Origin of the sequence: Polymorphospora sp. A560, from assembly GCF_045781765.1 — a bacterium.
Classification (GTDB): Bacteria; Actinomycetota; Actinomycetes; order Mycobacteriales; family Micromonosporaceae; genus Polymorphospora; species Polymorphospora lycopeni.
Map to the genome: position 1 here is coordinate 1,171,361 of NZ_CP122282.1, position 25,981 is coordinate 1,197,341.

Genomic DNA, 25,981 nt, shown 5'->3' on the forward strand with positions numbered 1-25,981 from the left:
CCGCGACTCAGGACTTGGTGACGGCCAGCTGGAGTTCGGTGACGCCCTCGGCGGGATCGTCCGCGCAGTAGTCGAGGTAGACCTCCCGCACGTACCCGTCGGTCCGGTATCCGTTGTCCTCGACCCACCGGGCCAGGATCTGGATGCTCTGCTCGACGTTGTCCATCGGTCCGCGGTGGATGATCGTCGCCGCGGTCGGGATCGCCGGCACCTCCACGATCTCGAAGTCGTACCCGTCGTGCGGCCCGGCGTCGACCTGGGCGGTGGCGTGCACGACGACCGCCTCGCCGGGGCCGTCCGGTGCGGGGGTGTAGTAGGCGATGCCGGGACCGGTCTGCTTCACCCCGGCCACCGCGAGCCGCCGGTGGAGTTCGGCGTAGAGCGGCTGGATGACCGGGCCGATGTCGACGGTCTCGTAGGTCGGGGAGACGGCGGTCAGTTCCGCGACGCGGACCGGGCCGACCGGCTTGAGTACGACGTCCTCGGTGGGCATGTCGCCCTCCTTCTCGATCAACTGGAGCCTCGCCTCGATCCCGGTGAGCCGGGCCGCGTCCGCCTCGATCTGGGCCTCGAGCTGGGCCCGGCGCAGGCGCAGCATGCCGCGCAGCGCGTCGGTGCCGAGGTCCTCGTCGAGGATCGCCTGGACCTGGGGCAGCGTGAAACCGAGGTCCTTCAGGGCGATCACCCGGTTGAGCCGCCCGAGTTGGGCGGCCCGGTAGAAGCGGTAGCCGGTGGCGGGGTCGACGGTGGCCGGGGTCAGCAGCCCGATGGCGTCGTAGTGACGCAGCATCCGAACCGACACCCGGCCCAGCCTGGCGAAGTCTCCGATAGTGAACATGGCACGTCCTACCGTGGGGCCTCACACGGTGTCACAGTCAAGGCCGGTGCGCGGCCCGTTCCGGTGCCGGCGCCGGACCCGTCGGCTCCTACGCGGAGATCAGGCGGCGGGCGGCGCGTACCTGCTCGACCGCGCGGCCGAGCGCGGACACGACGCGGTCCTCGGTGTCCGGGCCGATCCGGCCGGCGGGCACCGACAGGCTGATCGCGTCGGTGGCCGGGGAGTGCAGCGGCACGGCCATCGCGAAGCAGACGATGCCCTCGGTGTTCTCGCCGCGGTCGACGGCGTATCCACGGCCGCGGACCAGGTCGAGTTCGGCGCGCAGGGCGTCGGGGTCGGTGACGGTGTCCGGGGTCAGCGCGGCCAGCGGCCAGGTCAGCATCTTGTCGAGGGACTCCGGCGGGCGTTCGGCGAGCAGCACCTTGCCCAGCGCGGTGGCGTGCGCCGGCAGCCGGCGGCCGATCGCGCTGTAGAGCCGCAGCGGGTGGACCGATTCGCGTTTGGCCATGTAGACGACGTGGGCCCCGTCGAGGCGGCCGAGGTGCACGGTCTCGCCGAACTCGCGGGACAACCCGTCGAGTACGGCGCCGAGCAGGCCGACGGTGTCGTCGGTCTCCAGGTAGGCGGCGCCGACCTGGAGGGCGCGTACGCCGAGGCCGAACCGGGTGCCGGTGCCGTCGGCCTCCACCCAGCCGCGCTGGACCATGGTCCGCAGGATGCCGTGCAGGCTGCTCTTCGGGATGCCGAGGGTGCGGGCGAGGTCGACCAGTGAGCGCCGTTCCGGCGAGGCCGCCAGCGCCTCCAGCACGTCCAGGGTCCGGCCGGCGGATTTGACCGGTTGGTAGGCGTCGCCCGTCGTCATGGCGGTCACTCTAGCCGGGTTGACATCCTCGACCACCGGGCTAGGGTCACAAGTGTGACCAACGTTCATGATTCTGAACAGCAATCGCTCGATGTGACCGCCGCCATCGCCGCCGGCCGGATGCTGCCGGTCGTCGTGCTCGAAGACGCCGCCGCCGCCACCCCGCTCGCCGACGCCCTGGTCGCCGGCGGCCTGCGCAGCGTCGAGGTGACCTTCCGTACCGCCGCCGCCGCGGACGCCATCCGCGCCATGTCCACCAACCCCGACCTGCTCGTCGGCGCCGGGACCGTGCTGTCCCCGGCCCAGGTCGACCAGGCCGCCGAGGCCGGCGCGAAGTTCGTGCTCAGCCCCGGCTTCAGCCCGAGCGTCGTCAAGCGCTGCCAGGAACTCGGCCTGCCGGTCTTCCCCGGCGTGGCCACCGCCACCGAGATCCAGATGGCGCTCGACGCCGGGCTGGAGATCGTCAAGTTCTTCCCCGCCGAGCAGCTCGGCGGGATTCCGATGATCAAGGCGCTGGCCGCGCCGTTCCGCTCGGTCCGGTTCATCCCCACCGGCGGGGTCAACACCGGCAACCTCGCCGACTACCTCGCCGTGCCGTCCGTGTTCGCCGTCGGCGGCACCTGGATGGTCGCCCCCGACCTGCTGCGCGCCGGCCGGTGGGACGAGGTCACCGCCCTCACCGCGGCGGCCGTCGCCGCCGCCCGACCCGCCCCGGAGGCGTGACGATGCTCCAGATCCGGCCCGCCGACCAGTGCCGCTACGACCTGGTGTCGCTCGGCGAGATCATGCTGCGGCTCGACCCGGGCGAGGGACGGGTCCGCACCGCCCGCAACTTCCGGGCCTGGGAGGGCGGCGGTGAATACAACGTCGCCCGCGGGCTGCGCCGTTGCTTCGGGCTGCGCACCGCGGTGGTCACCGCGTTCGCCGACAACGAGATCGGCCGGCTGCTGGAGGACCTGGTCCTGCAGGGCGGCGTCGACACGGCGTTCGTCAAGTGGGTGCCGTACGACGGGCTCGGCCGCTCGGTCCGCAACGGCCTCAACTTCACCGAGCGCGGGTTCGGCGTACGCGGCGCGGTCGGCACCTCCGACCGGGGACACACCGCCGCCAGCCAGCTGCGGCCCGACGACGTCGACTGGGACCACCTCTTCGGCACCCTCGGCGTGCGCTGGCTGCACACCGGCGGCATCTACGCGGCCCTGTCCGAGATCACCCCGGACACCATCGAGGCAGCCATGTCCGCCGCCCGCCGGCACGGCACGGTCATCTCGTACGACCTGAACTACCGGCCCAGCCTCTGGAAGGCGGTCGGCGGGCAGGCCCGGGCCCAGGAGGTCAACCGCCGGCTGGCCCGCTACGTCGACGTGATGATCGGCAACGAGGAGGACTTCACCGCCTCGCTCGGCTTCGAGGTGCCCGACACCGACGAGAACCTGTCCGAGCTCGACGTCGCCAACTTCCAGAAGATGATCGGCGAGGTCACCAAGGAGTACGACAACTTCTCCGTGGTCGCCACCACCCTGCGTACGGTGCGTACGGCGACCGTCAACGACTGGGGCGCGGTCGCGTGGTCGGCGGAGAGCGGCTTCGTCGAGGCCACCCACCGTCCCGGCCTGGAGATCATGGACCGGGTCGGCGGCGGTGACAGCTTCGCGTCCGGTCTCGCGTACGGCCTGCTGGAGAAGGGCGATCTCGCGACAGCCATCGAGTACGGCGCGGCCCACGGGGCGCTGGCGATGACCACCCCGGGCGACACTTCGATGGCGAGCCTCAAGGAGGTTGAGTCGCTGGTCAAGGGAGGCGGAGCCCGGGTCCAGCGCTGATCTTTCACCGGAGGGGTCTGTCGCGGCGCCGTTGCGCGAAGTAGTCTCTTGGCTTCAACGCGTGCCCAACCCCTCGGAGGCGTTGCACAAATGGGCGGATCCTCCCTGCGCGTCCTCATCGTGGGGGCGGGCATCGCCGGGCTGGCCACCGCGCGGGCCCTGCGCCTGGCCGGCTTCCGCCCCCGGGTGGTGGAGCAACTCCCCGCGTCGGCCGTCCCCGGCGCGGGGATCTACCTGCCCGGCAACGCCGCCCGGGCGCTGCGCGCCCTCGACGTCGACGGCCCGGTCCAGCGCCTCGGCGAGGTCATCACCCGCCAGCACTTCCTCGACCAGCGCGGCCGCCCGCTGTGCGAGGTCGACCTGCTCGGGCTCTGGGACGGTGTCGGCGAGTGCCGGGCGTTGCCCCGGTCCGAACTGCACCGGGTGCTGCTCACCGCCGCAGGTGGCGACGTACACCACGAGACCGGGGTGACCGGGCTCGACGTTGGCGCACGGACCGTCACGGTCGGCTTCGACGACGGCACCAGCGCCGAGTTCGACCTGGTCGTCGGCGCCGACGGCCGCCGCTCCGCGGTCCGCTCGCTCGCCGCGCTCGGTGGCGCGGCCCGCCCGGTCGGTCAGATCGTCTACCGCAGCGTCGTCACCGGCGGCCCCAAGATCACCGAATGGACGGGGCTGCTCGGTCGGCGGTCCGGGTTCATCGCCGTGCCGATGGGGGCCGGCCGGCTCTACTGCTACGCCGACGAGGCCGGCGACACCCTGCCCGACGATCCGCGGGCCCGGCTCGCCGAACTGTTCGCCGACTACGGCGACCCGGTACCGGAGATCATCGAGGCGATCGACAGGATCCAGGTGGCCCGGACCGACGAGGTCGAACTCGGGCGCTGGTCACGTGGCCGGGTGGTCCTCGTCGGTGACGCCGCCCACGCCACCTCACCCACCCTGTCCCAGGGCGCCGCCATGGCCTTCGAGGACGCGGTCGTGCTCGCCGACACGCTGCGTCACGGTGACGACGTCGAAGCGGCGCTGGAGACGTACGAGAGCCGCCGCCGGCCGCGTACGAGGTGGGTGTTGGACCGTACCCGCGACCGGGAGCGGACGCGTGACGTCCCGGCCGCGTTGCGCGACCCGCTGCTGCGTGGGCGGGGCGGGCGGATCTTTGCCGAGCACTATCGTCTGCTGGTCGATCCGATATAGCCATCGGCCCTGGACCACCACCCGCCGCAAAACCCGCCGGTAGAGGGGACTATCCTCGCTGCGAGGTACGCCCGCGGATCAACGACAGAGCGTCAACGACGAGCGCGTGCCGAGTGTGACCAACGAGAACCGGAGGCCGCTCGTGACCACCGTCGGACCGAAGCCGATCGTGACCCGGCCCTGGCCGGTCCATCAGCCGGTAAAGGGCTCGGCCATCGCGCGGATCCTGCGTACGACGGACGCGAAGCAGATCGGGATCATGTACATGATCACCGCCTTCGTGTTCTTCCTGATCGGCGGCCTGATGGCGCTGATCATGCGGGCCGAGCTGGCCCAGCCCGGGCTGCAGTTCCTCTCCCCGGAGCAGTACAACCAGCTCTTCACCATGCACGGCACGATCATGCTGCTGTTCTTCGCGACGCCGATCGTCTTCGCGTTCGCGAACTACATCGTGCCGATCCAGATCGGCGCGCCCGACGTGTCGTTCCCCCGGCTGAACAGCTTCGCGTACTGGCTCTACCTCTTCGGCGGGACGCTGGCGATGGCCGGCTTCCTCACCCCGGGTGGCGCGGCCGACTTCGGCTGGTTCGCGTACGCGCCGCTGAGCAGCGTCGAGCACTCGCCGGGCGTCGGCGCCAACATGTGGATCGTCGGTCTGGCCATCTCCGGTCTGGGCACCATCCTCGGCGCCGTCAACCTGATCACCACGATCCTGACGCTGCGCGCGCCCGGCATGACGATGTTCCGGATGCCGATCTTCACCTGGAACATCCTGGTCACCAGCCTCCTGGTGATCATGGTCTTCCCGCTGCTGGCCGCCGCGCTGTTCGCGCTCGCCGCCGACCGCATCCTCGGCGCCCACGTCTACGCCCCGGAGACCGGCGGCCCACTGCTCTGGCAGCACCTCTTCTGGTTCTTCGGCCATCCCGAGGTCTACATCGTGGCGCTGCCGTTCTTCGGCATCGTCAGCGAGATCATCCCGGTCTTCTCCCGTAAGCCGATCTTCGGCTACAAGGGCCTGGTCGGCGCCACCATCGCCATCGCGGCCCTCTCGATGAGCGTGTGGGCGCACCACATGTTCGCCACCGGCCAGGTACTGCTGCCGTTCTTCAGCTTCCTGAGCTTCCTCATCGCCGTACCGACCGGTATGAAGTTCTTCAACTGGATCGGCACCATGTGGCGCGGCCAGATCAGCTTCGAGACACCGATGCTGTGGTCCATCGGCTTCCTGGTGACGTTCCTCTTCGGCGGCCTGTCCGGCGTGCTGCTCGCCAGCCCGCCGATCGACTTCCACGTCTCCGACTCGTACTTCGTCGTCGCGCACTTCCACTACGTGCTCTTCGGCACGATCGTGTTCGCGGTGTTCGCCGGCATCTACTTCTGGTTCCCGAAGATGACCGGCCGGATGCTCGACGAGCGCCTCGGCAAGATCCACTTCTGGATGACCCTCATCGGCTTCCACACCACGTTCCTCGTGCAGCACTGGCTCGGCAACGACGGCTTCCCCCGTCGCTACGCCGACTACCTGCCGATGGACAACTGGGCCACGCTCAACACGATTTCCACCATCGGGTCGTTCATCACCGGTATCTCGACCCTGCCGTTCATCTGGAACTGCTGGAAGTCGTACAAGACCGGCCCCATCGTCGAGGTCGACGACCCGTGGGGCCACGGCAACTCGCTGGAGTGGGCGACCAGTTGCCCGCCCCCGCTGCGCAACTTCGACCGGATGCCCCGGATCCGCTCCGAGCGGCCCGCGTTCGACCTGAAGTTCCCGCACCTGGCCGCCGGCCACCAGTCGCTGGCCGGGCCGCCCGAGGGTGGCGCGAAGCCGCTGACGAGCGAGTCCGACGGCGGCGCCAGCTACACCGAGGACGTGGCGAGCGACCTCGACCGCCGCTGACCCGCACCACTCGCGAAGCGCCGGCCCCCGTACGGGGGCCGGCGCTTCGCGAGTGGTGCCCTTGCCGCCCGGCGGACAGCGACGCGACCGCCCGCCGCGCGGAATGACGTCGATCTGAGCGGGAGAGACCCTACCGGCCGCCGAGAAGGTCTCTCCCGCTCAGATCAACACCTGTTCGGGCCGGTGCGGCCCCGGCGTGCTGCCGGTGCGGCCCCGGCGTACCGCCGGGGCCGGCACGGCGACGTGCTGCCGGGACAGCGTGCTGTCGCCGCGCCGGCCGCCCGGTCAGACCTCGACGGGGACCAGGGGAGCGCGGCGCCGCCGGAGTTCGGCGGGCAGGGCGAGAAGTGCCACGAGCGCCCCGACCGCGCCGGTGGCGGCGAAGCCCCAGGCCGGGCTGGAGGCGTCGATCACGGCGCCGGCGAGGGGTGCCCCCAGCGCGATCCCGACCGTCATCGCCGAGCCGTGCAGGCCCATCGCCTCACCCCGGGCGGACGCCGGCGCCAGACGGCTCACCGCGTCGGCGGTCGCGGCGATCGTCGGGGCGCACAGTGCCCCGGCCGGCAGCAGCGCGATCGCCAGCAGCCACCACTGGCCGCCGCCGAGCCCGACCGGGATGGTGCAGAGCGCGAGCCCGCCCATCAGCCCGACCGGCGGCACCGGTCGCGACGCGGAGCCGTACGCGAACCCGCCCACCAGCGAGTACGCGGCCCAGACGGCGAGGACCAGCCCGGTCCACGCCACCTGGCCGGACTCCCGCAGCACGGCGACCACCGCCACGTCCGTGCCGCCGAGGACCAGGGTCGCCGCGGCACTGACCGCGAGTACGCCCACCAGTCGCGGCGTCAGCCACTCCCGGCGCCGTACGGGGGCCGCGGTGGTGGCCTGTTCGGCGGCGGTGCGGACCGGCGGGTTGAACAGGAACAGGGTGATACCGGACAGGACGATCCCGCTGCCGACGGCGAGCATCGTCACCCGGGGCGAGAGCGCCGTCGACAGGAACACGGCGAGCGCCGGACCGATCATGAACGACAGTTCGACCGACATCGAGTCGAGCGCGTACGCCGGACGCCGGTGCGCCTCGGGGGCGAGCGCCGCGATCGACTGCCGGACCACGGAGAAGACCGGCAGGGTGAGCAGCCCGCCGAAGAAGGCGGCGACCAGCAGCACCGGATACGGCAGCGCCTGGGCGACCGCCCAGAAGATCGCCTCGGCGACGGTGGTGACGGCGATCACGGGACGTAGGCCGTGCCGGTCGACGAGCCGGCCGAGCAGTGGTGCGCCGATCGCCGTGCCGACCGTCATGGCGCCGCCGACGAGCCCGGCCGCCGCGTAGCCGCGCTCGAGGTCGAGTACGACGTGCAGGGTCAACGTGATGCCGGCCGCGGTCACCGGCACCCGGGCGAGTACGGCGATGAGCAGCAGCGGCCGGATGCCGGGCAGCCCGAGCGCCTGACGGTAAGGGGTGAGCTTCATGTCGGTGCGTACCTCCGGGGACATCCTCGCCCCTGGGTACGACGCCCCTGCCACCGGATTCCCACCCCCGCCCCGGCCCACCCGCCCGCCCCGGTCGATCAAGGGCAGATCGTGCCGCGAAAGCCGCGGAACACCCCCGACTTCTCCTTGATCGACCCCACGGGCGGGCCCCACGGGGCGGGGCCCGCGCGGCGGGCCTCACGGGCGGGCCGGGTGGGCTACTGGACGAACGGGGTGCCGGTGAGGGTGACGTCGGCGGAACGCAGGTCGTTCAGCGCCAGGTCGGTCGTGACCCGGGACACGCCGGCGGTCAGGTCGAGCAGCACCGTCGTGGCGAAGCCCTCCCGCGCCGCGTCCAGCGCGGTCGCGCGTATGCAGTGGTCCGTCGCGATCCCCACCACGTCGACCGTGTCGACGTCGCGGGCGCGCAGCCAGTCGGCCAGGCCGACGTCGCCGTCGGCCCGTCCCTCGAAGCCCGAGTACGCCGCCGCGTACTCGCCCTTGTGGAACACCGCCTCCACCCGGTCGGTGGCCAGCTTGGGGTGGAACTCGACGCCGTCGGTGCCGACGACGCAGTGCGCCGGCCACGACGACACGAAGTCCGGCGGGTTGCCGAAGTGGGCGCCCGGGTCGATGTGGTGGTCCTTGGTCGCGACGACGTGGTCCCAGCCACCGTCGTTGCCGGCCAGCACCCGCGAGATCGCCTCGGCGACCCCGGCACCGCCGCCGACGGCGAGGGAACCGCCCTCGCAGAAGTCGTTCTGTACGTCCACGATGATCAGGGCTCGGGCCATTGGGGGCAGACCTTTCAGCTTGTCGGTACGACGGTGACCGGGATCGCGGGGTCACCGGCGGAGAGCTTGAGCCCTTCCCACGGTATCGAGATCAGGCACTGACGCAGATGGTCGCGGGCGGCGGCCAGCGGCGGCTGGGTCGCCGGCTCGCCACTGATGACGTACGACGTCTGCAGCAGCCGGTCGTTCGGCTTGTGATCGGGTACGCCCTGCGAGACGACGATCTCCTCGGTGGCGGTGCCGGTCGGCTTGTGCCGGCGTACGGCGACTTTCCGCCCACCGACGGTGGCCTTGTTCTCCGACCGCTTCACCACGGGCCGGCCGTCGACCTCGACGAGCTTGTAGACCAGGCCGGCGGTCGGGGCACCGGAGCCGGTCACCACCGACGTGCCGGCGCCGTACATGTCGACCGGCTCGGCGGCGAGCGCGGCGATGGCGTACTCGTCGAGGTCACCCGAAACGATGATCTTCGTCTCGGTCGCGCCGAGCGAGTCGAGCAGTTCCCGGGAGTGCTGGGCCAGCACCGACAGGTCGCCGGAGTCGATCCGTACGGCCAGCAGGTCCGGCCCGGCGACGGCGATGGCGTTGCGGATGCCCTGCGCGATGTCGTACGTGTCGACCAGCAGCGTGGTGTTCTTGCCCAGCGCGGCGACCTGCGACGCGAACGCGGCCGGCTCGTCGTCGTGCAGCAGCGTGAACGCGTGGGCGGCGGTGCCGGCGGTCGGGATGCCGTAGCGCTGGCCGGCGGCCAGATTGGAGGTGTAGGCGAAACCGGCGAGGTAGGCGGCGCGGGCGGCGGCGACCGCGGCCTGCTCGTGGGTGCGTCGCGCGCCCATCTCGATGACGGCGCGGCCCCGGGCGGCGGTGACCATCCGGGCGGACGCGGCGGCGATCGCGCAGTCGTGGTTGAGCACCGACAGCACCAGCGTCTCCAGCACCACGCACTCGGCGAAGGTGCCGGACACGGTCAGGATCGGCGAGCCGGGGAAGAAGAGTTCACCCTCGGGATAGCCGTCGATGTCGCCGGTGAAGCGGTAGTCGGCCAGCCACTTGGCGGTGTCGGCGTCGACGATGCCGGCCCGCCGCAGGTAGGCGAGGTCGTCGTCGGCGAAGCGGAAGTCGCGCAGCATCTCGACGAGACGGCCGGTGCCGGCGACCACACCGTAGCGGCGGCCGGTCGGCAGCCGTCGGGTGAACACCTCGAATACGCAGCGCCGGTCGGCCGTGCCGTCCTTCAGGGCGGCGTTGACCATCGTCAGTTCGTATTGGTCGGTGAGCAGCGTGGGGTGCAAGGTGGTCACTCCTGAGAGCCTAGGTGCTGTGTCCGCGGGCCGTCGCCGAGGTCCGGGCCGGTCCCGCCGGGCCGGGTCGGCCGGGTGCCGCCGGTCACACCGGCCGCACGACGGCGCCGGGGTGCGGAAACGCTTGGCCGGACGGCTCTTGCCAACACCGGCCGGCGCGCTGAGAATGGGCCCAACCATTGCCGCCGGTCGCCGCCGCGATCAGCAGGCGGAGCCCCTCCGTGCGGCCGACACCGCGCCACGGGTCCGTCCGCGGAGCAGGGCACGCCATGCCGTGCGTGAGTTCCGTCGACGGGCCGCAGTCTCAGTTGCGATCCCGGTCACCAGTTGAGAAGCGTCACCACCCCTGACGTGAGGGGCCGGCGGTGCGGCGTTCCGGTCGTCCGCTCCGCCGCCGGTCCACCGGCGTCGAGGAGGCCACCGCCATGGAGCCTGCCACGCTGCTGCCCACCCAGGATCCGCCCGGTCCCGGAAACGCGCGCCATCCGGCGCCGCGGTCCGGGGCGGGGACGGTCCGGATTCCGCGCCGGCGCCGCCCGGTACGGCTGCGGACCACGCTGGCCGCCGCGGTCCCCGACGAGCCGCTGGCCGTCGTCGTCGCCGGCCCATCCGGGCACGGCGCCGTGCTGGGCGCGCTGCTCGGCGGGGCGGTGCCGCTGTCGAGGCCGTCCGGCGACGCGTTCCTGGTCGTCGGGCACGCGGCCGAGCCGGCCGTGGTCGCCCACCTGCCCGGGCGCCGGGAGCCACAGCCGTACGCCCCGGACGGCCCACGGACCCGCCCACCCCGGCGGATCGAGGTGTCGCTGCCCGATCCGCTGCTGCGCCACTTCACCCTGGTCGACGCACCGGACACCGACGACCTGGACGCCGCCGGGACACGGCTGCTGCTCGACGTGGCCGCCCGGGGTGCGCTGCTCTTCGTGCTGCCCGCCGGCCGGCAACCGGACCGGCCGGAGATCGCCCTGCTGGCCGGGGCCGCCCGGGCGGGCGTACCGGTGCTGTTCGTCGTCACGCCGGCTCCCGACCCGGCCGCGGCTCCCGACGGTGGGGCGGCCGCGCAGCGTTCCGCCGTGCTGGCGGCGGTTCCGGCGCTCGCCGGGGCGCCCTGGTTCGCCGTCGACCCGGCCGGTGCCGACCCGGCCGACCTGCGCCGGGCCCTGGTCGAGTGGGCCGGCGTGACCGACCTGCGCCGGAATGCCGACCGGCCACCGCCCCCGGCCACCGGCGCCGTACGGGTCGTCGCCGACGTACCCGACGCGGACTGGGCGGCGTGGCTGGACCGGCTGGTCCGCTCGGCCGCGCACCTGGCCCGGCAGCGGCTCGCCGTCGAACTCGCCGGCATCCACCTGCGCTGCCTGCGCGACATCGTCGCCGGTGCCGGGCCGGCCGGCCTGCCGGACCGGTTCGACCGGGAACTGCACGCGCTGTCCGTGCTCGCCACGGCCACGGCGGACGCGGAACTGGCCCGGATCGTCGAGGAGACCGCCCGCCGCCTCTTCGACCGCACCGACCGGGACGTCCGGCACCGGCTGGCCGTCGCGGTACGCCGCGGGCTCGCCGACGACCCGGCCGCGCCCGGTCTCGAGCGGGTGCTCCTGGTCACCACGACCGCCGGGGTCGCCACGGTCACCGGTCCGGCGGCGGTGGCGGCACTCCAGGCATACCCGGCGCCGGCGGGACCGGCGGTGCTGCCGCCCTTCGGGCTGGCGCTGTCCGCCGGCTGCTACGGCCACTGGCGCAACCCGGCCAACGCCGATCCGGCGCGGGCCCGGGCCTGGCTCCAGCGTGCGGTACGCGCCGTCGAACTGGAACTGCTGGCCGAAACCTCCCGGCGGTACGGCGCCGCCGGCCGCTCGCTCACGCTGGTGACCACCGAGGCGCTCGACCACGGCATCCTGCTGGCCTGATCACCGGACTTCCGGCCTGCTCACCCGATTGCCGGTCCGATCGCCGGAAAACGGCACAGCGGACCGGACATCTGTGGCGGTTCCGGTTCATCGGTTCCCCGGCATCGGTGGCACGATGGGTGCCATGGCGGCTCCACAGGTTGCACCGGCAGAGGTCCCGATCACCGAAGAGGTGCCGGCCGAGGACCGGCCGTGGGTGACGATCGTCTGGGACGATCCGGTCAACCTCATGTCCTACGTGACGTGGGTCTTCCAGAAGCTCTTCGGCTACAGCAAGGAGAAGGCCGAACGGCTCATGCTCGACGTGCACCACAAGGGCCGGGCGGTGGTGTCGAGCGGCGCCCGCGAGCGGATGGAGCACGACGCCTCACGGCTGCACGCGTACGGTCTGTGGGCGACGGTCGACAAGTCATGAGCGAGCGGAGCGAGGGAGCCGTCGGGTTCAGGGGTTGGCACGCCGACCCCGAGCGGAGCGAGGGGGCCGTGAGCGAGCGGAGCGAGGGAACCGTCGGGTTCAGGGGTTGGCACGCCGACCCCGAGCGGAGCGAGGGGGCGGCGTGAGCATGTTCCGGCGTCAGGGTGAGTACTGTGTCGCCACCTTCGCCACCGACGAGGTGCGGGTGCTGCGCAAGGTCGCCGGCGAGGTGGTGGGCCTGCTCACCGACGGGTTCGACCACGACGACCCGGTGGTGGGCCGCCTCTTTCCGGACGCCTACCCGGACGAGCCGACCGAGTCGGCCGAGTTCCGCCTCTACACCGAGGGCGACCTGAAGACCGCCAAGATCGACCAGGCGGGCGCGGTCCTTGCCGCCCTTCCCGACGCCAGCGGCGGCGAGGTACGCCTCGACGGCGAGGCGGCCGAGGCGTGGCTGCGGGCGCTGAACGACGCCCGGCTGGCGATGGGGGTGCGCCTCGACCTGAAGGACGGCACCGATCTCGGCGAGGAACTCGACGACGCGGTGTTGCAGGACCCGACCTCGTCGCGGGTCTTCCAGCTCTCCGTCTACGCCTACCTGGGTTATCTGCAGGAGTCGCTGCTCAACGCGCTGGTCGACTGAACCGCGTGGGCCGGGACCGGCGGCGGCGCCGACGGGGACGTCCGGGCGGTGACGCCGACCACGTGGTGGACAGGAACGGCACCGAACGCTGGTGAGGCGGTAGGCTGGCCCCCGTGCTGACCATCGACCGGGCGATCATCGACGCGATCGTCGCTCATGCCCGCCGGGACCATCCCGACGAGGCGTGTGGCGTCGTCGCCGGTCCCGCCGGGTCCGACGTGCCGACCCGGCACATCCCGATGGACAACGCCGCCCGTTCGATGACCTTCTACGAGTTCGACTCGATGGAGCAGTTGCGGGTGTGGCGCGAGATGGACGACCGCGACGAGGAGCCGGTCGTGATCTACCACTCGCACACCGCCACCGAGGCGTATCCGTCGCGCACCGATGTGTCGTTCGCCGGCGAACCGGGCGCCCACTACCTGCTCGTGTCGACCCGTGACCCCGATACCGAGGAGATCCGCTCGTTCCGCATCGTGGACGGGGTGATCACCGAGGAGCCGGTCCGGATCGTCGATGCGAACGTGGACCCGAACGCGGTCCAGTCCTACATGTTCGGGCAGAGCCCGACGACGGTCGACTACGAGTGTTCCGGTCGCTGATTCCCGCAGCAGCCCGACACACCGCAGTCTTTCTCCCGATCACCGTCGTTTCTTAGGAGCACGTCAATGGCTATCGAGGTTCGTATCCCCACCATCCTGCGCACCTACACCGGTGGCGCGAAGGTCGTCGAGGGCAGTGGAGACACCCTGGGTGGACTCCTGACCGACCTGGACGCCAAGTTCGCCGGCCTGCGCGGCCGGCTCGTCACCGACGAGGGCACGTTGCACCGCTTCGTCAACGTCTACGTCAACGACGAGGACGTCCGTTTCCTCGGCGCGCTGGACGCCAAGCTGTCCGACGGCGACAGCGTGACCATCCTGCCGGCCGTGGCCGGTGGTGCGTTCGGGTTCGCGGCCGCGGCCGCGATGCTCGGCCACCGCGCGCCGGTCGCCGCCCGCTGAGGCCGGGCCGGCATGGCACGGTACGACAGCCTGCTCGACGCCTGCGGTGGCACGCCGCTCGTGGGCCTGCCCCGACTCTCGCCGACGGTGCCCGACGGGGCACCACCGGTGCGGCTGTGGGCGAAGCTGGAGGACCGTAACCCGACCGGCAGCATCAAGGACCGTCCGGCGCTGTTCATGGTCCGTGAGGCCGAACGCGCCGGGCGGCTCCGCCCCGGCGACACGATCCTGGAGCCGACGAGCGGTAACACCGGCATCTCGCTGGCCATGGTCGCCAAGCTGCGCGGCTACCGGCTGGTCTGCGTGATGCCGGAGAACGTCTCCGCCGAGCGGGTGCAACTGCTCCGCATGTACGGCGCCGAGATCATCTTCTCGGCGGCGGCGGGCGGCTCCAACCAGGCGGTCGCGACCGCGAAGCAGATCGCGGCCGAGCACCCGGACTGGGTGATGCTCTTCCAGTACGGCAACGAGGCCAACGCCCGCGCCCACTACGAGTCGACCGGCCCCGAGCTGCTGCACGACCTGCCCTCGATCACCCACTTCGTCGCCGGGCTGGGCACCACCGGCACCCTGATGGGCACCGGGCGCTACCTGCGGGAGAAGGTCGAGGGCATCGAGATCATCGCCGCCGAGCCGCGATACGGCGAGCTGGTCTACGGGCTGCGCAACATCGACGAGGGCTACGTGCCGGAGCTCTACGATGCCTCGGTGCTGACCCGACGGTTCTCCGTCGGCACCCGCGACGCGGTGCTGCGTACCCGGCAGCTCGTCGAGGTCGAGGGGATCTTCGCCGGGTTCTCCACCGGCGCCATCCTGCACGCCGCCCTGGCGGTCGCGCACGAGGCGGTCAAGGCGGGGCGCCGGGCCGATGTCGCGTTCGTGGTGGCCGACGGCGGCTGGAAATACCTGTCGACCGGCGCGTACGGCGGCACCCTCTCCGACGCCGAGGACGCCCTCGAAGGCCAGCTCTGGGCCTGAGTTTCTGTCACACCTGTACCCCGACGACGCCGGCCGCGGCATCCGCGGCCGGCGTACGTCTCTCCGGCGGGCGCCGGGGCGTCAGAGGGCGACGATCGTCAGGACCAGGTTCAGCAGCAGCGGCACCGTCGCGCCGCCCAGCATCAGCCAGGGCAGCCGGCGCCGCTGGATCGACAGGAAGCCGCCGACGGTCAGCGCGATTCCCGCCAGGCCGCCGATGATCAGCGCCGGCTCGTACCAGAACGGGTCGGTGCCGGACAGGATGGCGTACAGGCCGCGCAGCGCCACGGCCATGCCGACCAGGCCCAGCGCGGTCGCCCAGGCGCACAGCCCGACCATCCGCCGGCCGTCGGGTGCCGGGTCCCCGGCACCGGGCAGCCGGAACAGGCTCGCCAGCCCGCGCCGGGGAAGGAAGACCTCGTCGCGGGAGCCGAGCCGTACGGTGGTGTCGCTCGCCGCCCGCTGCACCCAGAACGGTCGGTCGGGCGCCTCGTTCCCGCTCCGGCGCGGCGTCGGTTCGGTGCCGGACCCGCTTTCCGGCGCCGCTTCCACCGGCTCGGTGGCGTCCGGCGGAGCCGCCGTCGACAGGTCCGGATCGTGGCGCTGCGCTACCGGAACCGCCGGCGTGGGAATCGGTTCGGTAACCGCCTCCGGGTCCACCTCGGCGGGCAGTGTGCCGGTGCCGAGCGATGGGCTGTCAGCTTGCGGGGCCACGTGTCACCGTCCTGCGATCTGTCGCGGTCCACGCGTACCCGTGGACCTTCACGCTGTGCAACGGATCTGTGTGACGGCGCGTAACGGTGCGGCCGGTTGCAACCCGCAGGCGGCGTACCCTCCGGTGGTGTCGCCTTGATGACAAGTTGGATCAGACCTTTCGTCGCCATGCTGGTCACCGCGTAGGCTGCGTGCCGTGACGGACTCGCCAGTACGGATCTTCAGCACAACGGTCGGCGGGCTGTCGGTGGCCGGCGACCCCTCCGGGACAGTCGGATGCGGCTGACCGTCCTGGGCTGCGCCGGCAGTTTCCCGGGACCCGACTCGGCCTGCTCGGCCTACCTGGTGGAGGCCGACGGCTTCCGCCTCCTGATCGACTTCGGCTCCGGTTCGCTGTCCGCGTTGCAGCGCTACGCGGGGCTCTACGCCGTCGACGCGATCCTGCTCACCCACCTGCACGGCGACCACATGCTCGACGCGTGCACCTACATCGTGGTCCGCCGGTACGCCCCGCAGGGGCCGCTGCCCCCGCTGCCGGTGTACGCCCCGGCCGGCGCCCCGGACCGGATCGCGGCTGCGTACAGCAACGAGCCGGACTCGGTCGACGACGTCTACACCTTCTACGGGCTCCAGCCGGGCAGCTTCCCGATCGGCCCGTTCACGGTGACCGTCGACCGGGTCAACCACCCCGTGGAGACGTACGGGGTGCGCCTGGAGTGGCAGAACCGGGTGATCACCTACTCGTCGGACACCGCGCCCTGCGACGCGCTGATCCGGCTGGCGCACGGCGCCGACCTGTTCCTGTGCGAGGCGAGCTATCTCGACGAGGTCGAGAATCCGCCCGACCTGCACCTGACCGGCCGGGAGGCCGGCGAGATCGCGACGAAGGCGGGGGTGGGCAAACTGCTGCTCACCCACCTGGTGACCGCCTGGGGCAGCGAGGCGACCACCCTGGAGGAGGCCGAGTCGGCGTTCGACGGCCCGCTGGAAATCGTCCGGCCGGGCGCCCGCTACGAACTCTGATCCCGGCCGGCAGGCTTGATCCGGCCACCAATAGGGTGTCGGGATGGCGCGACCTGACGGGCGGCGGCCCGACCAACTCCGACCGGTGACGTTGACCCGGCAGTGGAGCATGCACCCCGAGGGCTCGGTGCTGGTGGAGTTCGGCGACACCCGGGTGTTGTGCACCGCGAGTGTCACCGAGGGGGTTCCCCGCTGGCGCAAGGGTTCGGGGCTCGGTTGGGTGACCGCCGAATACTCGATGCTGCCCCGGGCGACCACGACCCGGTCGGACCGGGAGAGCGTGAAGGGCCGGGTCGGCGGGCGCACCCACGAGATCTCCCGGCTGATCGGCCGCAGCCTGCGGGCGACGATCGACCTGAAGGCACTCGGCGAGAACTCGATCGTGCTCGACTGTGACGTGCTCCAGGCCGACGGCGGCACCCGTACGGCGGCCATCACCGGCGCGTACGTGGCCCTGTCCGACGCGGTCGACTGGCTGGCCGAGCGCAAGGCGCTGGCCGGCAAGCCGGCGAAGGTGCTGCACCGGTCGGTGGCCGCGGTCAGCGTCGGCGTCATCGAGGGCGAGCCGCGGTTGGATCTGTGCTATCTGGAGGATGTCGCCGCCGAGGTCGACATGAACGTCGTCTGCACCGGTGAGGGTGACTTCGTCGAGGTGCAGGGGACCGGCGAGTCCGGGGTGTTCGCCCGCGACCAGTTGGACGCGTTGCTCGATCTCGGGGTGGCCGGCTGTGCCGAGCTGGCGCAGGCGCAGCGGAAGGCGCTGGGCCAATGACGAAACTGCTGTTGGCGACCCGTAACGCCAAGAAGCTCGTCGAACTCCAGCGGATCCTCGACGAGGCGCTGGGTGTGCAGCGCGTCGAACTGGTCGGGCTGTCCGACGTACCGGAGTATCACGAGGTCCCGGAATCCGGCCTGACGTTCGGCGAGAACGCGCTGCTCAAGGCCCGGGAAGGATGCCGCAACACGGGGCTGCCGACGGTCGCCGACGACTCGGGGCTGGCCGTCGACGCGCTGAACGGGATGCCGGGCGTCTTCAGCGCCCGCTGGTCCGGGCGGCACGGCGACGACCAGGCCAACCTCGACCTGGTGCTGGGCCAGATCGGTGACGTGCCGGACGAGCACCGGGGCGGGGCGTTCGTCTGCGCCGCCGCGCTGGTGCTTCCCGGTGGCAAGGAACACCTGGTCGAGGGACGCCAGGCCGGCCGGATCCTGCGGGCGCCGCGCGGCGACGGCGGGTTCGGGTACGACCCGATCTTCCTCGGCGAGGGGCAGACCCGGACGAACGCCGAACTGTCGCCTACTGAAAAGGACGCGATCAGCCACCGCGGCAAGGCGTTCCGGTCCCTGGCGAAGGTGATCGCCAAAATCCCCCTGGCCGGCTGACTCTGTCCCGTTCTGGCCCGCTGCCCCTGCCCGGCTGCCCCGTCCTGTCCAGCCGGCGAGGTAGGGCACTGTGGTCTTGATCGTCTGCAGCTGAGGCGTTGCGGGCTCGGCGTGGCGAGCGCGTGAACCGCAGACGATCGAGGCCTGCCGGTCTCGTCACGGCCCGAGGTGGTTCAGGCTGCGGTGCGGACACTGCTGTTGTGGTCCACAGCGAATTCGCTGTGGATACGCCGAATTCGCTGTGAGGCGCCACGGCACATCCGGCGCCCACGCGCCACGTCCAACGGGTGACCGATGATCGTCTGCTGCTCAGCCGGCCGACACGCCGCACGGACACCGGCGGAACAGCAGACGATCACCCTCAACTCCCATCCCCGCCCTGCCCCGCTCCTGCCCCCGCCCCGCTCCCCGCCCCCGCCCCGCTCCCTGCCTGCCGCCCCGCCCCTGCCCCGCTCCCTGCCCACCCTCGCGACGATCAAGGAGTTGTCGTGGCGGGAATCGGGGCAGAACGGGCACGGTTAGTCCTTGATCGACGCGGCGCACGCACGGCGCAGCGCGGCGACACGCGCGACGCGGCGCACGCGCGGCGGCACATGCGGCGGGGCGGCACATGCGGCGGGGCGGCACATGCGGCGGGGCGGCACATGCGGCGGGGCGGCACATGCGGCGGGGCGGCACATGCGGCGGGGCGGCACGCGCGGCGGGGCGGCACGCGCGGCGGGGCGGCACGCGCGGCGGGGCGGCACGCGCGGCGGGGCGGCACGCGCGGCGGGGCGGCACGCGCGGCGCGGCGGCACGCGCGGCGCGGCGGCACGCGCGGCGCCGCGCGGGGCGTTCAGTGCAGGGGGCCGGTCGTCGATTCGATGGTGGTGCGTAGTGTCCTGCCGGACACCGTCGCTCTCGCCTGCTCCAGGACCGGGGCTAGGTAGATGTCCGGGCCGGGTTCGCCCGCGTAGCCGGCGACCGCCGCCACCGCGGCCTGCCCGGCCGGGGACGGGGTCAGCGGCGCACGCAACTGCAACCCGCGTACGCCGGCCAGCAGTTCCACCGCGAGCAGGCTGGTCAGGTTGTCCAGCACCGTACGCAGTTTGCGGCAGGCGGCCCAGCCCATCGAGACGTGGTCCTCCTGCATGCCGCTGGTCGGCACCGAGTCGACCGATGCCGGCCCGGCCAGCCGCCTGTTCTCGGCGACGATTCCGGCGGCGGTGTACTGGGCGATCATCAGCCCGGAGTTGACGCCGGGGTCGGGGGAGAGGAACGCCGGCAGGTCACGCGACCGGGTCACGTCGAGCAGCCGGTCGACGCGGCGTTCGGCGATGGCGCCGACCTCGGCGGCGGCGATGGCGAGGAAGTCGGCGGCGAAGCCGAGTGGGGCGCCGTGGAAGTTGCCGGTCGACAGGACCCGCCCGTCGGGGAGTACGACCGGGTTGTCGACGACGCTGACGAGTTCGCGGGCGGCGGTCGTCTCGACGAAGGCGAGGGTGTCGCGGGCGGCGCCGGCGACCTGGGGGGCGCACCGGATCGAGTAGGCGTCCTGCACCGCGTGGGCCAGGTCGTCGCGGTGCGAGTCCATGATCGCCGAGCCCTGGAGCAGCCGGTGGATGTTGGCGGCCGACACCGCCTGGCCGGGATGCGGCCGGATGGCGTGCAGTTCGGGCAGGAACGGCCGGTCGGAGCCGAGCATCGCCTCGGTCGACAGGGCGGCGGTGACGTCGGCCATGGTGAACAGGTGGGCGGCGTCGTCGATGGCGAGCAGCAGCATGCCGAGCATGCCGTCGGTGCCGTTGATCAGCGCCAGCCCTTCCTTGGCCGACAGTTCGACCGGGGCGAGGCCGGCCCGGCGTAGCGCCTCGCCGCCGTCGATGCGTTGCCCGTCGGGGGCGAGTACCCAGCCCTCGCCGAGCAGCACCAGCGCGCAGTGGGCGAGTGGGGCGAGGTCGCCGGACGCGCCGAGTGAGCCGTGTTCCGGCACCCACGGGGTGATGTCGTGGTTGAGCAGGTCGACCAGGGCCTGCGCGACGAGGGGCCGTACGCCGGAGCGGCCGAGCGCCAGCGAGCGGACCCGGAGCAGGATCATCGCCCGGACCACCTCGCGCGACACCGGGGCGCCGATCCCGGCGGCGTGTGAGCGGATCAGCGCGTGTTGCAGTTCGGCCCGCCGTTCGGGCGCGACGAACGTGTTCGCCAGCGCCCCGAATCCGGTGGAGACGCCGTAGACCGGCCGGCCGTCGCGCTCGATCTTGTCCACGATGGATCGACTGGTCGCCATCGCGTCCACGGTGGATGGCGCGAGCGTGACCCGGGCCGTGCCGCGCGCCACGGCGAGCACGTCGGCGGGGGAGACCCCGGTCGGCTGGACGACTACGTCAGGCATTGCGGCACTCCGTTGTGCAGGACTTCGCTGATCAGTGGAACCCCCGGCCGGTAGGCCAGGTGCAGGTGCGACGGCGCGTCGAGGACCGTCAGGTCGGCCCGGGCCCCCGGGCGCAGCACGCCGACGTCGGTGCGGCGCAGCGCCCGCGCCCCGCCGGCCGTCGCCGCCCACACCGCCTCCGCCGGGCTCATCCCCATCTCGCGTACGGCGAGCGCGACGCAGAACGGCATCGACGACGTGTACGACGATCCGGGGTTGCAGTCGGTGGCCAGCGCCACCGTCACCCCGGCGTCGAGCAGCCGCCGGGCGTCCGGGTACGGCGACCGGGTGGAGAACTCCGCCCCCGGCAGCAGGGTGGCCACGGTCTCCGAGCCGGCGAGCGCGTCGACGTCGGCGTCCGACAGGTGGGTGCAGTGGTCGGCACTGGCCGCCCCCAGTTCGACCGCCAGCTGCACCCCGGGTCCGGGGCCGAGTTGGTTGGCGTGCACCCGTACGCCGAGGCCGGCCGCCTGCCCGACGGTCAGGATCGCCCGGGTGTGGTCGGCGTCGAACGCGCCCCGCTCGCAGAACACGTCGATCCAGCGGGCGTACGGCAGCGCCGCCCGCAGCATCGGCCCGCAGACCAGCCCGACGTAGTCGTCGGGGCGGTCGGCGTACTCGGCCGGCACCACGTGGGCGCCGAGGAACGTCGTCTCGTCGGTGACCTCGCGGGCGATCCGCAGGGACCTGGCCTCGTGACGCACACTGAGGCCGTACCCGCTCTTGATCTCGATCGTGGTGGTGCCCTGCCGCAGCGCCTCGCGGCGCAGGCGGTGGACGGTGCCGCGCAGTTCGTCGTCGGAGGCGGCGCGGGTCGCGGACACGGTGGTGCGGATGCCGCCGCCGGTGTAGCGCTCGCCGGTCATCCGGGCCGCGAACTCGGCGGCCCGGTCGCCGGCGAAGACGAGGTGGGCGTGGCTGTCGACGAAGCCGGGCAGCACCGCGGCGCCGTCGGCGTCGATCCGCCGGTCGGCGGCGGGCGCGTCGGCGGCCCGGCCGATCCAGGCGATCCGGCCGTCCTCGACCAGGACGGCGGCGTCGTGGACGATGCCGAGCAGGCCCTCGCGGGCCGGGTCGTTGGTGACCAGTTCGCCGATGTCGTCGATCAGCAGGTTCACGCCACATCCTCCCCGTAGGAGACCGCCACCGAACGGGTCAGTTCGGCCGGTACGTCCACGCGCACGTGCCGGCCGTCGCGGACCACCACCGCGCCGTCGACCAGCACCAGGTCGACGTCGGCGGCGGTCGCCGCGAACAGCGCCCCGACCGGCTCCACCCCGGCCGTGCGCACGCTGTCGAGGCGTACGGCGACCAGGTCGGCGCGGGCGCCGACCGCGATCCGGCCGGCGTCGGTCCAGCCGAGCGCCCGGTGGCCGGCGGGGCCGGCGGCCCGCAGCAGCTCCCCGGCACCGAAGTGCCCGCGCCGGCGCGTCCGCAGCCGCTCGTCCAGCTCCACCGCCCGCGCCTCCTCGAACAGGTCGATGACGGCGTGGCTGTCGCTGCCGAGGCTGAGCGGGCTGCCGGCGTCGGCTATCGCCCGCGCCGGCCCGATCCCGTCGGCGAGGTCGCGTTCGGTCGTCGGGCACAGGCACACCCCGGTCCCGGATCCGCCGAGGGTGGTCAGGTCCGCCCGGGTGATGTGGGTGGCGTGGACCGCCGTCGTGCGCGGCCCGAGCGCGCCCGCGCCGGCGAGCAGCCCGGTCGGCGTGGTGCCGTGGTACGCCAGGCACGCCTCGTTCTCGGCCGGCTGCTCCGACAGGTGCGCGTGCAGCGGTGCGTCGTGCGCCGCCGCCCAGCCGGCGACGTCGCCGAGCTGCGCGGCCGGCACCGCCCGCACCGAGTGGATCGCGGCGCCGAGCCGGGCGTGGTCGCCGGCCGGCCGGAACGCGTCCACCCGGGCCGCCCAGCCGGCCGCGTCGCCGTCGCCGAACCGCAGCTGCGGGCCGGCCAGCGGCTTTCCGTCGACGGTCGCCGTCAGGTAGCAGGTGTCGAGCAGGGTGAGCCGTACGCCGGCCTGCGCGGCCGCCTCGACCAGCGCGGCACCCATCGCGTTCGGGTCGGCGTACGGCCGCCCGTCCGGGGCGTGGTGCAGGTAGTGGAACTCGCCGACACAGGTGATCCCGGCCAGCGCCATCTCCGCGTACGTCGCCCGGGCCAGCGCCAGGTAGGAGTCCGGGTCGAGCCGGGTGGCGACGTCGTACATCCGCTCCCGCCACGTCCAGAACGTGCCGCCCCCGGTGTGTGTACGGCCGCGCAGCGCCCGGTGGAATGCGTGCGAGTGGGTGTTCGCGAGCCCGGGTAGCACCAGTCCGGCCAGCCGGGTCGCGTCCGGCGGGGCCGGCACGCCGGCGTCGATCGCGGTGAACCGCCCCTCGGTCACCTCGATCAGTACGTCCGGGTCCGGCCCGGTCCGCCCGTCGAGCCAGGCGTACGCGGCGTGCCAGCGGGTCACCGGCATGCCAGCTCCTCGATCACGTCGGCGAGCGCCGCCACCCCGGCGACGCAGTCGTCGTCGGTGGCGTGCTCGGCCGGTGAGTGCGACACCCCGGTCGGGTTGCGGACGAACAGCATCGCGGTCGGCAGGTGCGCGGCCAGCACCCCGGCGTCGTGGCCGGCCCCGGTCGGCAGCACCGGCGCCCCGCCGAGCAGTTCGGCGAGCCGTCCGGCGAGCGGCCCGTCGAAGTCGACCACACCGGTGAACGACTCCCGGGTCACCGCGACCGTGGTGCCGTCGCGGCCGGCGCGCTCGACCGCCTTACCCCGTACCGCCTCGACCAGACCGTCCAGTGTGGCCGGATCGGCGGCCCGGGCGTCCAGCCAGCCCCGGACCAGTGCCGGGACCGCGTTTGTGGCGTTCGGCTCGACCGCGACCCGGCCCACCGTGGCGTGCGCGCCGCGCAGCCGGGCCTCCTTGTTCGCCGCCAGCACCGTGAACGCGTACGTCAGCATCGGGTCGCGGCGGTCGGCCATCCGGGTCGTACCGGCGTGGTTGGCCTCGCCGTGGAAGTCGAACCGCCACCGGCCGTGCGGCCAGATCGCGCTGGCCACCCCGACCGGCGCGTCCACGTCGACCAGCGCCCGGCCCTGCTCGACGTGCAGTTCGACGAACGTGCCGAACCGGCCCAGCAGCCCCGGCACCGGGCCGGCCGGTGGCCCGCCCAGCGCCTGTCCGAAGGTGATCCCGTCCCGGTCGGTCAGCGCCGCCGCCCGCTCCGGCTCGATCGCCCCGGTCAGCAGCCGCGACCCCAGGCACGGCACCCCGAACCGGGCGCCCTCCTCCTCGGCGAACGCCGCCACGCAGACCGGCCGGGTCGGGGTGACCCCGCGTGCCCGCAGGGCGTCGACGGCCAGCAGCGCGCTGACGATCCCCAGTGGACCGTCGTAGCCGCCGCCGTGCGGCACCGAGTCGAAGTGGCTGCCGGTCAGCACCGCGTCACCGGCGCCGGCCGGCCCCCACCAGGCGAAGAGGTTGCCGTTGCCGTCGTCCTCGACCGGCATGTCGCGGTCGGCGGCCTGCCGGCGGAACCAGTCCCGCAGCCACCGCTCCGGCTCGGTGAACGCGTAGCGCAGGTAGCCGCCGCTGACCGGGTCCCGGCCCACCGGGGCGAGTTCGTCCCACAGCTCCCGGAAGCCGGTCACGGGCGGGCCATCGGGATCTGGACGCCGTGCTCGTCGGCGACCTCGGCGGCGAGTTCGTAGCCGGCGTCGACGTGCCGGATCACACCCATCCCCGGGTCGTTGGTCAGCACCCGCTCGATCTTGCGCCCGGCCAGTTCGGTGCCGTCGGCGACGCAGACCTGCCCGGCGTGCAGCGACCGCCCGATACCCACCCCGCCTCCATTGTGGATGGAGACCCAGGAGGCGCCGCTCGCCGTATTCACCAGGGCGTTCAGCAGCGGCCAGTCGGCGATCGCGTCCGAGCCGTCGCGCATCCCCTCGGTCTCCCGGAACGGGCTGGCGACACTGCCGCAGTCCAGGTGGTCGCGGCCGATCACCACCGGGGCCGACAGCTCACCGGAGGCCACCATCTCGTTGAACCGCACCCCGGCCCTGTCCCGTTCGCCGTACCCGAGCCAGCAGATCCGGGCCGGCAGCCCCTGGAACGCGACCCGTTCCCCGGCCAGCCGGATCCACCGGGCCAGCGCCTCGTTCTCCGGGAACAGGTCCAGCACCGCCCGGTCGGTGGCCGCGATGTCGGCCGGGTCACCGGACAGCGCCGCCCACCGGAACGGCCCCTTGCCCTCGCAGAACAACGGCCGGATGTACGCCGGCACGAACCCCGGGAAGTCGAACGCCCGCTCGTAGCCGTGCAGCTGCGCCTCGCCCCGGATCGAGTTGCCGTAGTCGAACACCTCGGCACCCGCGTCGAGGAAGCCGACCATCGCCTCGACGTGCTTCGCCATCGACGCCCGCGCCCGGGCGGTGAACTCCTCCGGCTTCGCCCGCGCGTAGTCGCCGGCCTGGTCCGGCTCGACCCCCTCCGGCACGTACGACAGCGGGTCGTGGGCACTGGTCTGGTCGGTCACCACGTCGATCTCGACGCCGCGGCGCAGCAACTCGGGGAAGACCGTCGCCGCGTTGCCGACCACCCCGACCGACAGCGCCCGCCGCCCGGTGCGGGCGGCCGTGGCCAGCGCCACCGCCTCGTCCAGGTCGGCGGCGACCACGTCCAGGTAGCGGGTCGCCACCCGGCGGTCCAGCCGGGCCCGGTCGACGTCGACGACCAGGCACGCCCCGCCGTTCATCGTCACCGCGAGGGGCTGCGCGCCACCCATCCCGCCGCAGCCGCCGGTCAGCGTCAGCGTGCCGGCCAGCGTGCCGCCGAACCGTTTCGCCGCCACCGCCGCGAACGTCTCGTACGTGCCCTGGAGGATGCCCTGCGTCCCGATGTAGATCCACGAGCCGGCGGTCATCTGGCCGTACATGGTCAGGCCCAGGTTCTCCAGCCGGCGGAACTCCGGCCACGTCGACCAGTCACCGACCAGGTTCGAGTTCGCCAGCAGCACCCGCGGCGCCCACTCGTGGGTGCGGAACACCCCGACCGGCCGGCCCGACTGCACCAGCATCGTCTCGTCGTCGTCCAGCTCGGTCAGCGTCCGCACCAGCGCCCGGTAGGACGGCCAGTCCCGGGCCGCCCGGCCCGTCCCGCCGTACACCACCAGGTCGTCGGGGCGCTCGGCCACGTCCGGGTCCAGGTTGTTCATCAGCATCCGCAGCGCGGCCTCCTGCGGCCACCCCTTCGCGGTACGGGTCACCCCGCGCGCCGCGCGAACCGGTCCGTCCATCGGTCTGCCTCCTTCGGGGCGT

General features: G+C 72.9%; 24 protein-coding genes. 13 read left to right on the plus strand and 11 right to left on the minus strand.

All coding sequences use genetic code 11. The features are described 5' to 3' along the window. Window positions 1-7 precede the first annotated feature (7 nt). Both QCD66_RS05460 and QCD66_RS05465 read right to left on the minus strand, forming a co-directional pair. On the minus strand, window positions 8-838 hold the full coding sequence (locus QCD66_RS05460) for a MerR family transcriptional regulator (protein ID WP_375733254.1): 831 nt from the start codon (window positions 836-838) through the stop codon (window positions 8-10). An 88-nt stretch (window positions 839-926) separates the two neighbouring features. Further along, window positions 927-1,700: an IclR family transcriptional regulator gene (locus QCD66_RS05465; protein ID WP_375733255.1), complete on the minus strand. Its 774-nt coding sequence runs from the start codon at window positions 1,698-1,700 to the stop codon at window positions 927-929. Between the two features lie 93 nt (window positions 1,701-1,793). Between QCD66_RS05465 and eda the strand changes: the two genes are divergently transcribed. From eda to ctaD, 4 genes are all read left to right on the plus strand, one after another. Continuing rightward, window positions 1,794-2,423 carry a bifunctional 4-hydroxy-2-oxoglutarate aldolase/2-dehydro-3-deoxy-phosphogluconate aldolase gene (gene eda, locus QCD66_RS05470; RefSeq protein ID WP_407567030.1) on the plus strand — a complete coding sequence of 210 codons (630 nt, stop codon included), beginning with the start codon at window positions 1,794-1,796 and terminating at the stop codon, window positions 2,421-2,423. A gap of 2 nt (window positions 2,424-2,425) precedes the next feature. Then, window positions 2,426-3,523: a sugar kinase gene (locus QCD66_RS05475; protein WP_375733257.1), complete on the plus strand. Its 1,098-nt coding sequence runs from the start codon at window positions 2,426-2,428 to the stop codon at window positions 3,521-3,523. A 90-nt stretch (window positions 3,524-3,613) separates the two neighbouring features. Continuing rightward, window positions 3,614-4,720 (plus strand): FAD-dependent monooxygenase, encoded by a 1,107-nt coding sequence (locus tag QCD66_RS05480; RefSeq protein ID WP_375733258.1) that lies wholly within the window; start codon window positions 3,614-3,616, stop codon window positions 4,718-4,720. A gap of 142 nt (window positions 4,721-4,862) precedes the next feature. After that, window positions 4,863-6,623 carry a cytochrome c oxidase subunit I gene (gene ctaD / locus QCD66_RS05485; protein ID WP_364217908.1) on the plus strand — a complete coding sequence of 587 codons (1,761 nt, stop codon included), beginning with the start codon at window positions 4,863-4,865 and terminating at the stop codon, window positions 6,621-6,623. Window positions 6,624-6,908: 285 nt separating this feature from the next. On the opposite strand, the gene QCD66_RS05490 is transcribed toward ctaD, so the two are convergent. The 3 genes from QCD66_RS05490 to QCD66_RS05500 all read right to left on the minus strand — a co-directional run bounded on the left by QCD66_RS05490 (window position 6,909) and on the right by QCD66_RS05500 (window position 10,194). Further along, the gene (locus QCD66_RS05490; protein WP_375733259.1) at window positions 6,909-8,123 is read right to left on the minus strand and encodes an MFS transporter; all 1,215 of its coding nucleotides are present in this window, start codon (window positions 8,121-8,123) and stop codon (window positions 6,909-6,911) included. Between the two features lie 194 nt (window positions 8,124-8,317). Beyond that, window positions 8,318-8,893, minus strand: coding sequence for an isochorismatase family protein (locus QCD66_RS05495; RefSeq protein WP_375733260.1), 576 nt, complete (start codon window positions 8,891-8,893; stop codon window positions 8,318-8,320). A 14-nt stretch (window positions 8,894-8,907) separates the two neighbouring features. Continuing rightward, the gene (locus tag QCD66_RS05500; RefSeq protein ID WP_375733261.1) at window positions 8,908-10,194 is read right to left on the minus strand and encodes a nicotinate phosphoribosyltransferase; all 1,287 of its coding nucleotides are present in this window, start codon (window positions 10,192-10,194) and stop codon (window positions 8,908-8,910) included. A gap of 425 nt (window positions 10,195-10,619) precedes the next feature. Here QCD66_RS05500 and QCD66_RS05505 point away from each other — a divergent pair, with 425 nt between their 5' ends. The 6 genes from QCD66_RS05505 (at window position 10,620) to QCD66_RS05530 (ending at window position 15,141) form a co-directional block, all read left to right on the plus strand. After that, entirely contained in the window at window positions 10,620-12,101 is a 1,482-nt protein-coding gene (locus QCD66_RS05505) for a hypothetical protein (protein ID WP_375733262.1), read from the plus strand. 124 nt (window positions 12,102-12,225) lie between these two features. Next, entirely contained in the window at window positions 12,226-12,516 is a 291-nt protein-coding gene (clpS, locus tag QCD66_RS05510) for an ATP-dependent Clp protease adapter ClpS (protein ID WP_357533500.1), read from the plus strand. A gap of 148 nt (window positions 12,517-12,664) precedes the next feature. Beyond that, window positions 12,665-13,159 (plus strand): DUF2017 domain-containing protein, encoded by a 495-nt coding sequence (locus QCD66_RS05515; protein WP_364218142.1) that lies wholly within the window; start codon window positions 12,665-12,667, stop codon window positions 13,157-13,159. A gap of 113 nt (window positions 13,160-13,272) precedes the next feature. After that, entirely contained in the window at window positions 13,273-13,761 is a 489-nt protein-coding gene (locus tag QCD66_RS05520; protein ID WP_357533498.1) for a M67 family metallopeptidase, read from the plus strand. A 66-nt stretch (window positions 13,762-13,827) separates the two neighbouring features. Continuing rightward, window positions 13,828-14,163: a MoaD/ThiS family protein gene (locus QCD66_RS05525; protein WP_364217921.1), complete on the plus strand. Its 336-nt coding sequence runs from the start codon at window positions 13,828-13,830 to the stop codon at window positions 14,161-14,163. 12 nt (window positions 14,164-14,175) lie between these two features. Next, entirely contained in the window at window positions 14,176-15,141 is a 966-nt protein-coding gene (locus QCD66_RS05530; protein ID WP_357533494.1) for a pyridoxal-phosphate dependent enzyme, read from the plus strand. Window positions 15,142-15,222: 81 nt separating this feature from the next. Here QCD66_RS05530 and QCD66_RS05535 read toward each other — a convergent pair whose 3' ends face one another. Then, window positions 15,223-15,855, minus strand: coding sequence for a hypothetical protein (locus QCD66_RS05535; protein ID WP_375733263.1), 633 nt, complete (start codon window positions 15,853-15,855; stop codon window positions 15,223-15,225). 276 nt (window positions 15,856-16,131) lie between these two features. On the opposite strand from QCD66_RS05535, the gene QCD66_RS05540 reads away from it, so the two are divergent. From QCD66_RS05540 to rdgB, 3 genes are read left to right on the plus strand one after another with little or no spacing between them, the layout of a single operon-like run. Next, the gene (locus QCD66_RS05540) at window positions 16,132-16,878 is read left to right on the plus strand and encodes an MBL fold metallo-hydrolase (protein ID WP_364217926.1); all 747 of its coding nucleotides are present in this window, start codon (window positions 16,132-16,134) and stop codon (window positions 16,876-16,878) included. A gap of 43 nt (window positions 16,879-16,921) precedes the next feature. Further along, window positions 16,922-17,650 carry a ribonuclease PH gene (rph, locus tag QCD66_RS05545; RefSeq protein WP_364217928.1) on the plus strand — a complete coding sequence of 243 codons (729 nt, stop codon included), beginning with the start codon at window positions 16,922-16,924 and terminating at the stop codon, window positions 17,648-17,650. Next, window positions 17,647-18,261: an RdgB/HAM1 family non-canonical purine NTP pyrophosphatase gene (gene rdgB / locus QCD66_RS05550; RefSeq protein ID WP_375733264.1), complete on the plus strand. Its 615-nt coding sequence runs from the start codon at window positions 17,647-17,649 to the stop codon at window positions 18,259-18,261. The genes rph and rdgB overlap by 4 nt, the downstream gene beginning before the upstream one ends. An 835-nt stretch (window positions 18,262-19,096) precedes the next feature. Here the strand turns inward: rdgB and hutH are convergent. The 5 genes from hutH to hutU are packed head-to-tail and all read right to left on the minus strand — an operon-like array spanning window position 19,097 to window position 25,959. Beyond that, window positions 19,097-20,635: a histidine ammonia-lyase gene (gene hutH / locus QCD66_RS05555; protein WP_364217932.1), complete on the minus strand. Its 1,539-nt coding sequence runs from the start codon at window positions 20,633-20,635 to the stop codon at window positions 19,097-19,099. Continuing rightward, the gene (gene hutI, locus QCD66_RS05560; protein WP_375737290.1) at window positions 20,623-21,792 is read right to left on the minus strand and encodes an imidazolonepropionase; all 1,170 of its coding nucleotides are present in this window, start codon (window positions 21,790-21,792) and stop codon (window positions 20,623-20,625) included. The genes hutH and hutI overlap by 13 nt, the downstream gene beginning before the upstream one ends. Next, window positions 21,789-23,126: a formimidoylglutamate deiminase gene (locus QCD66_RS05565; RefSeq protein WP_407567235.1), complete on the minus strand. Its 1,338-nt coding sequence runs from the start codon at window positions 23,124-23,126 to the stop codon at window positions 21,789-21,791. The genes hutI and QCD66_RS05565 overlap by 4 nt, the downstream gene beginning before the upstream one ends. After that, the gene (locus QCD66_RS05570; RefSeq protein ID WP_375735292.1) at window positions 23,123-24,313 is read right to left on the minus strand and encodes an allantoate amidohydrolase; all 1,191 of its coding nucleotides are present in this window, start codon (window positions 24,311-24,313) and stop codon (window positions 23,123-23,125) included. The genes QCD66_RS05565 and QCD66_RS05570 overlap by 4 nt, the downstream gene beginning before the upstream one ends. Then, complete coding sequence (hutU, locus tag QCD66_RS05575; protein WP_375735291.1) at window positions 24,310-25,959, minus strand: urocanate hydratase; 1,650 nt, start codon at window positions 25,957-25,959, stop codon at window positions 24,310-24,312. Before hutU ends, QCD66_RS05570 begins: the two co-directional genes overlap by 4 nt. Between the last annotated feature and the right edge of the window lie 22 nt (window positions 25,960-25,981).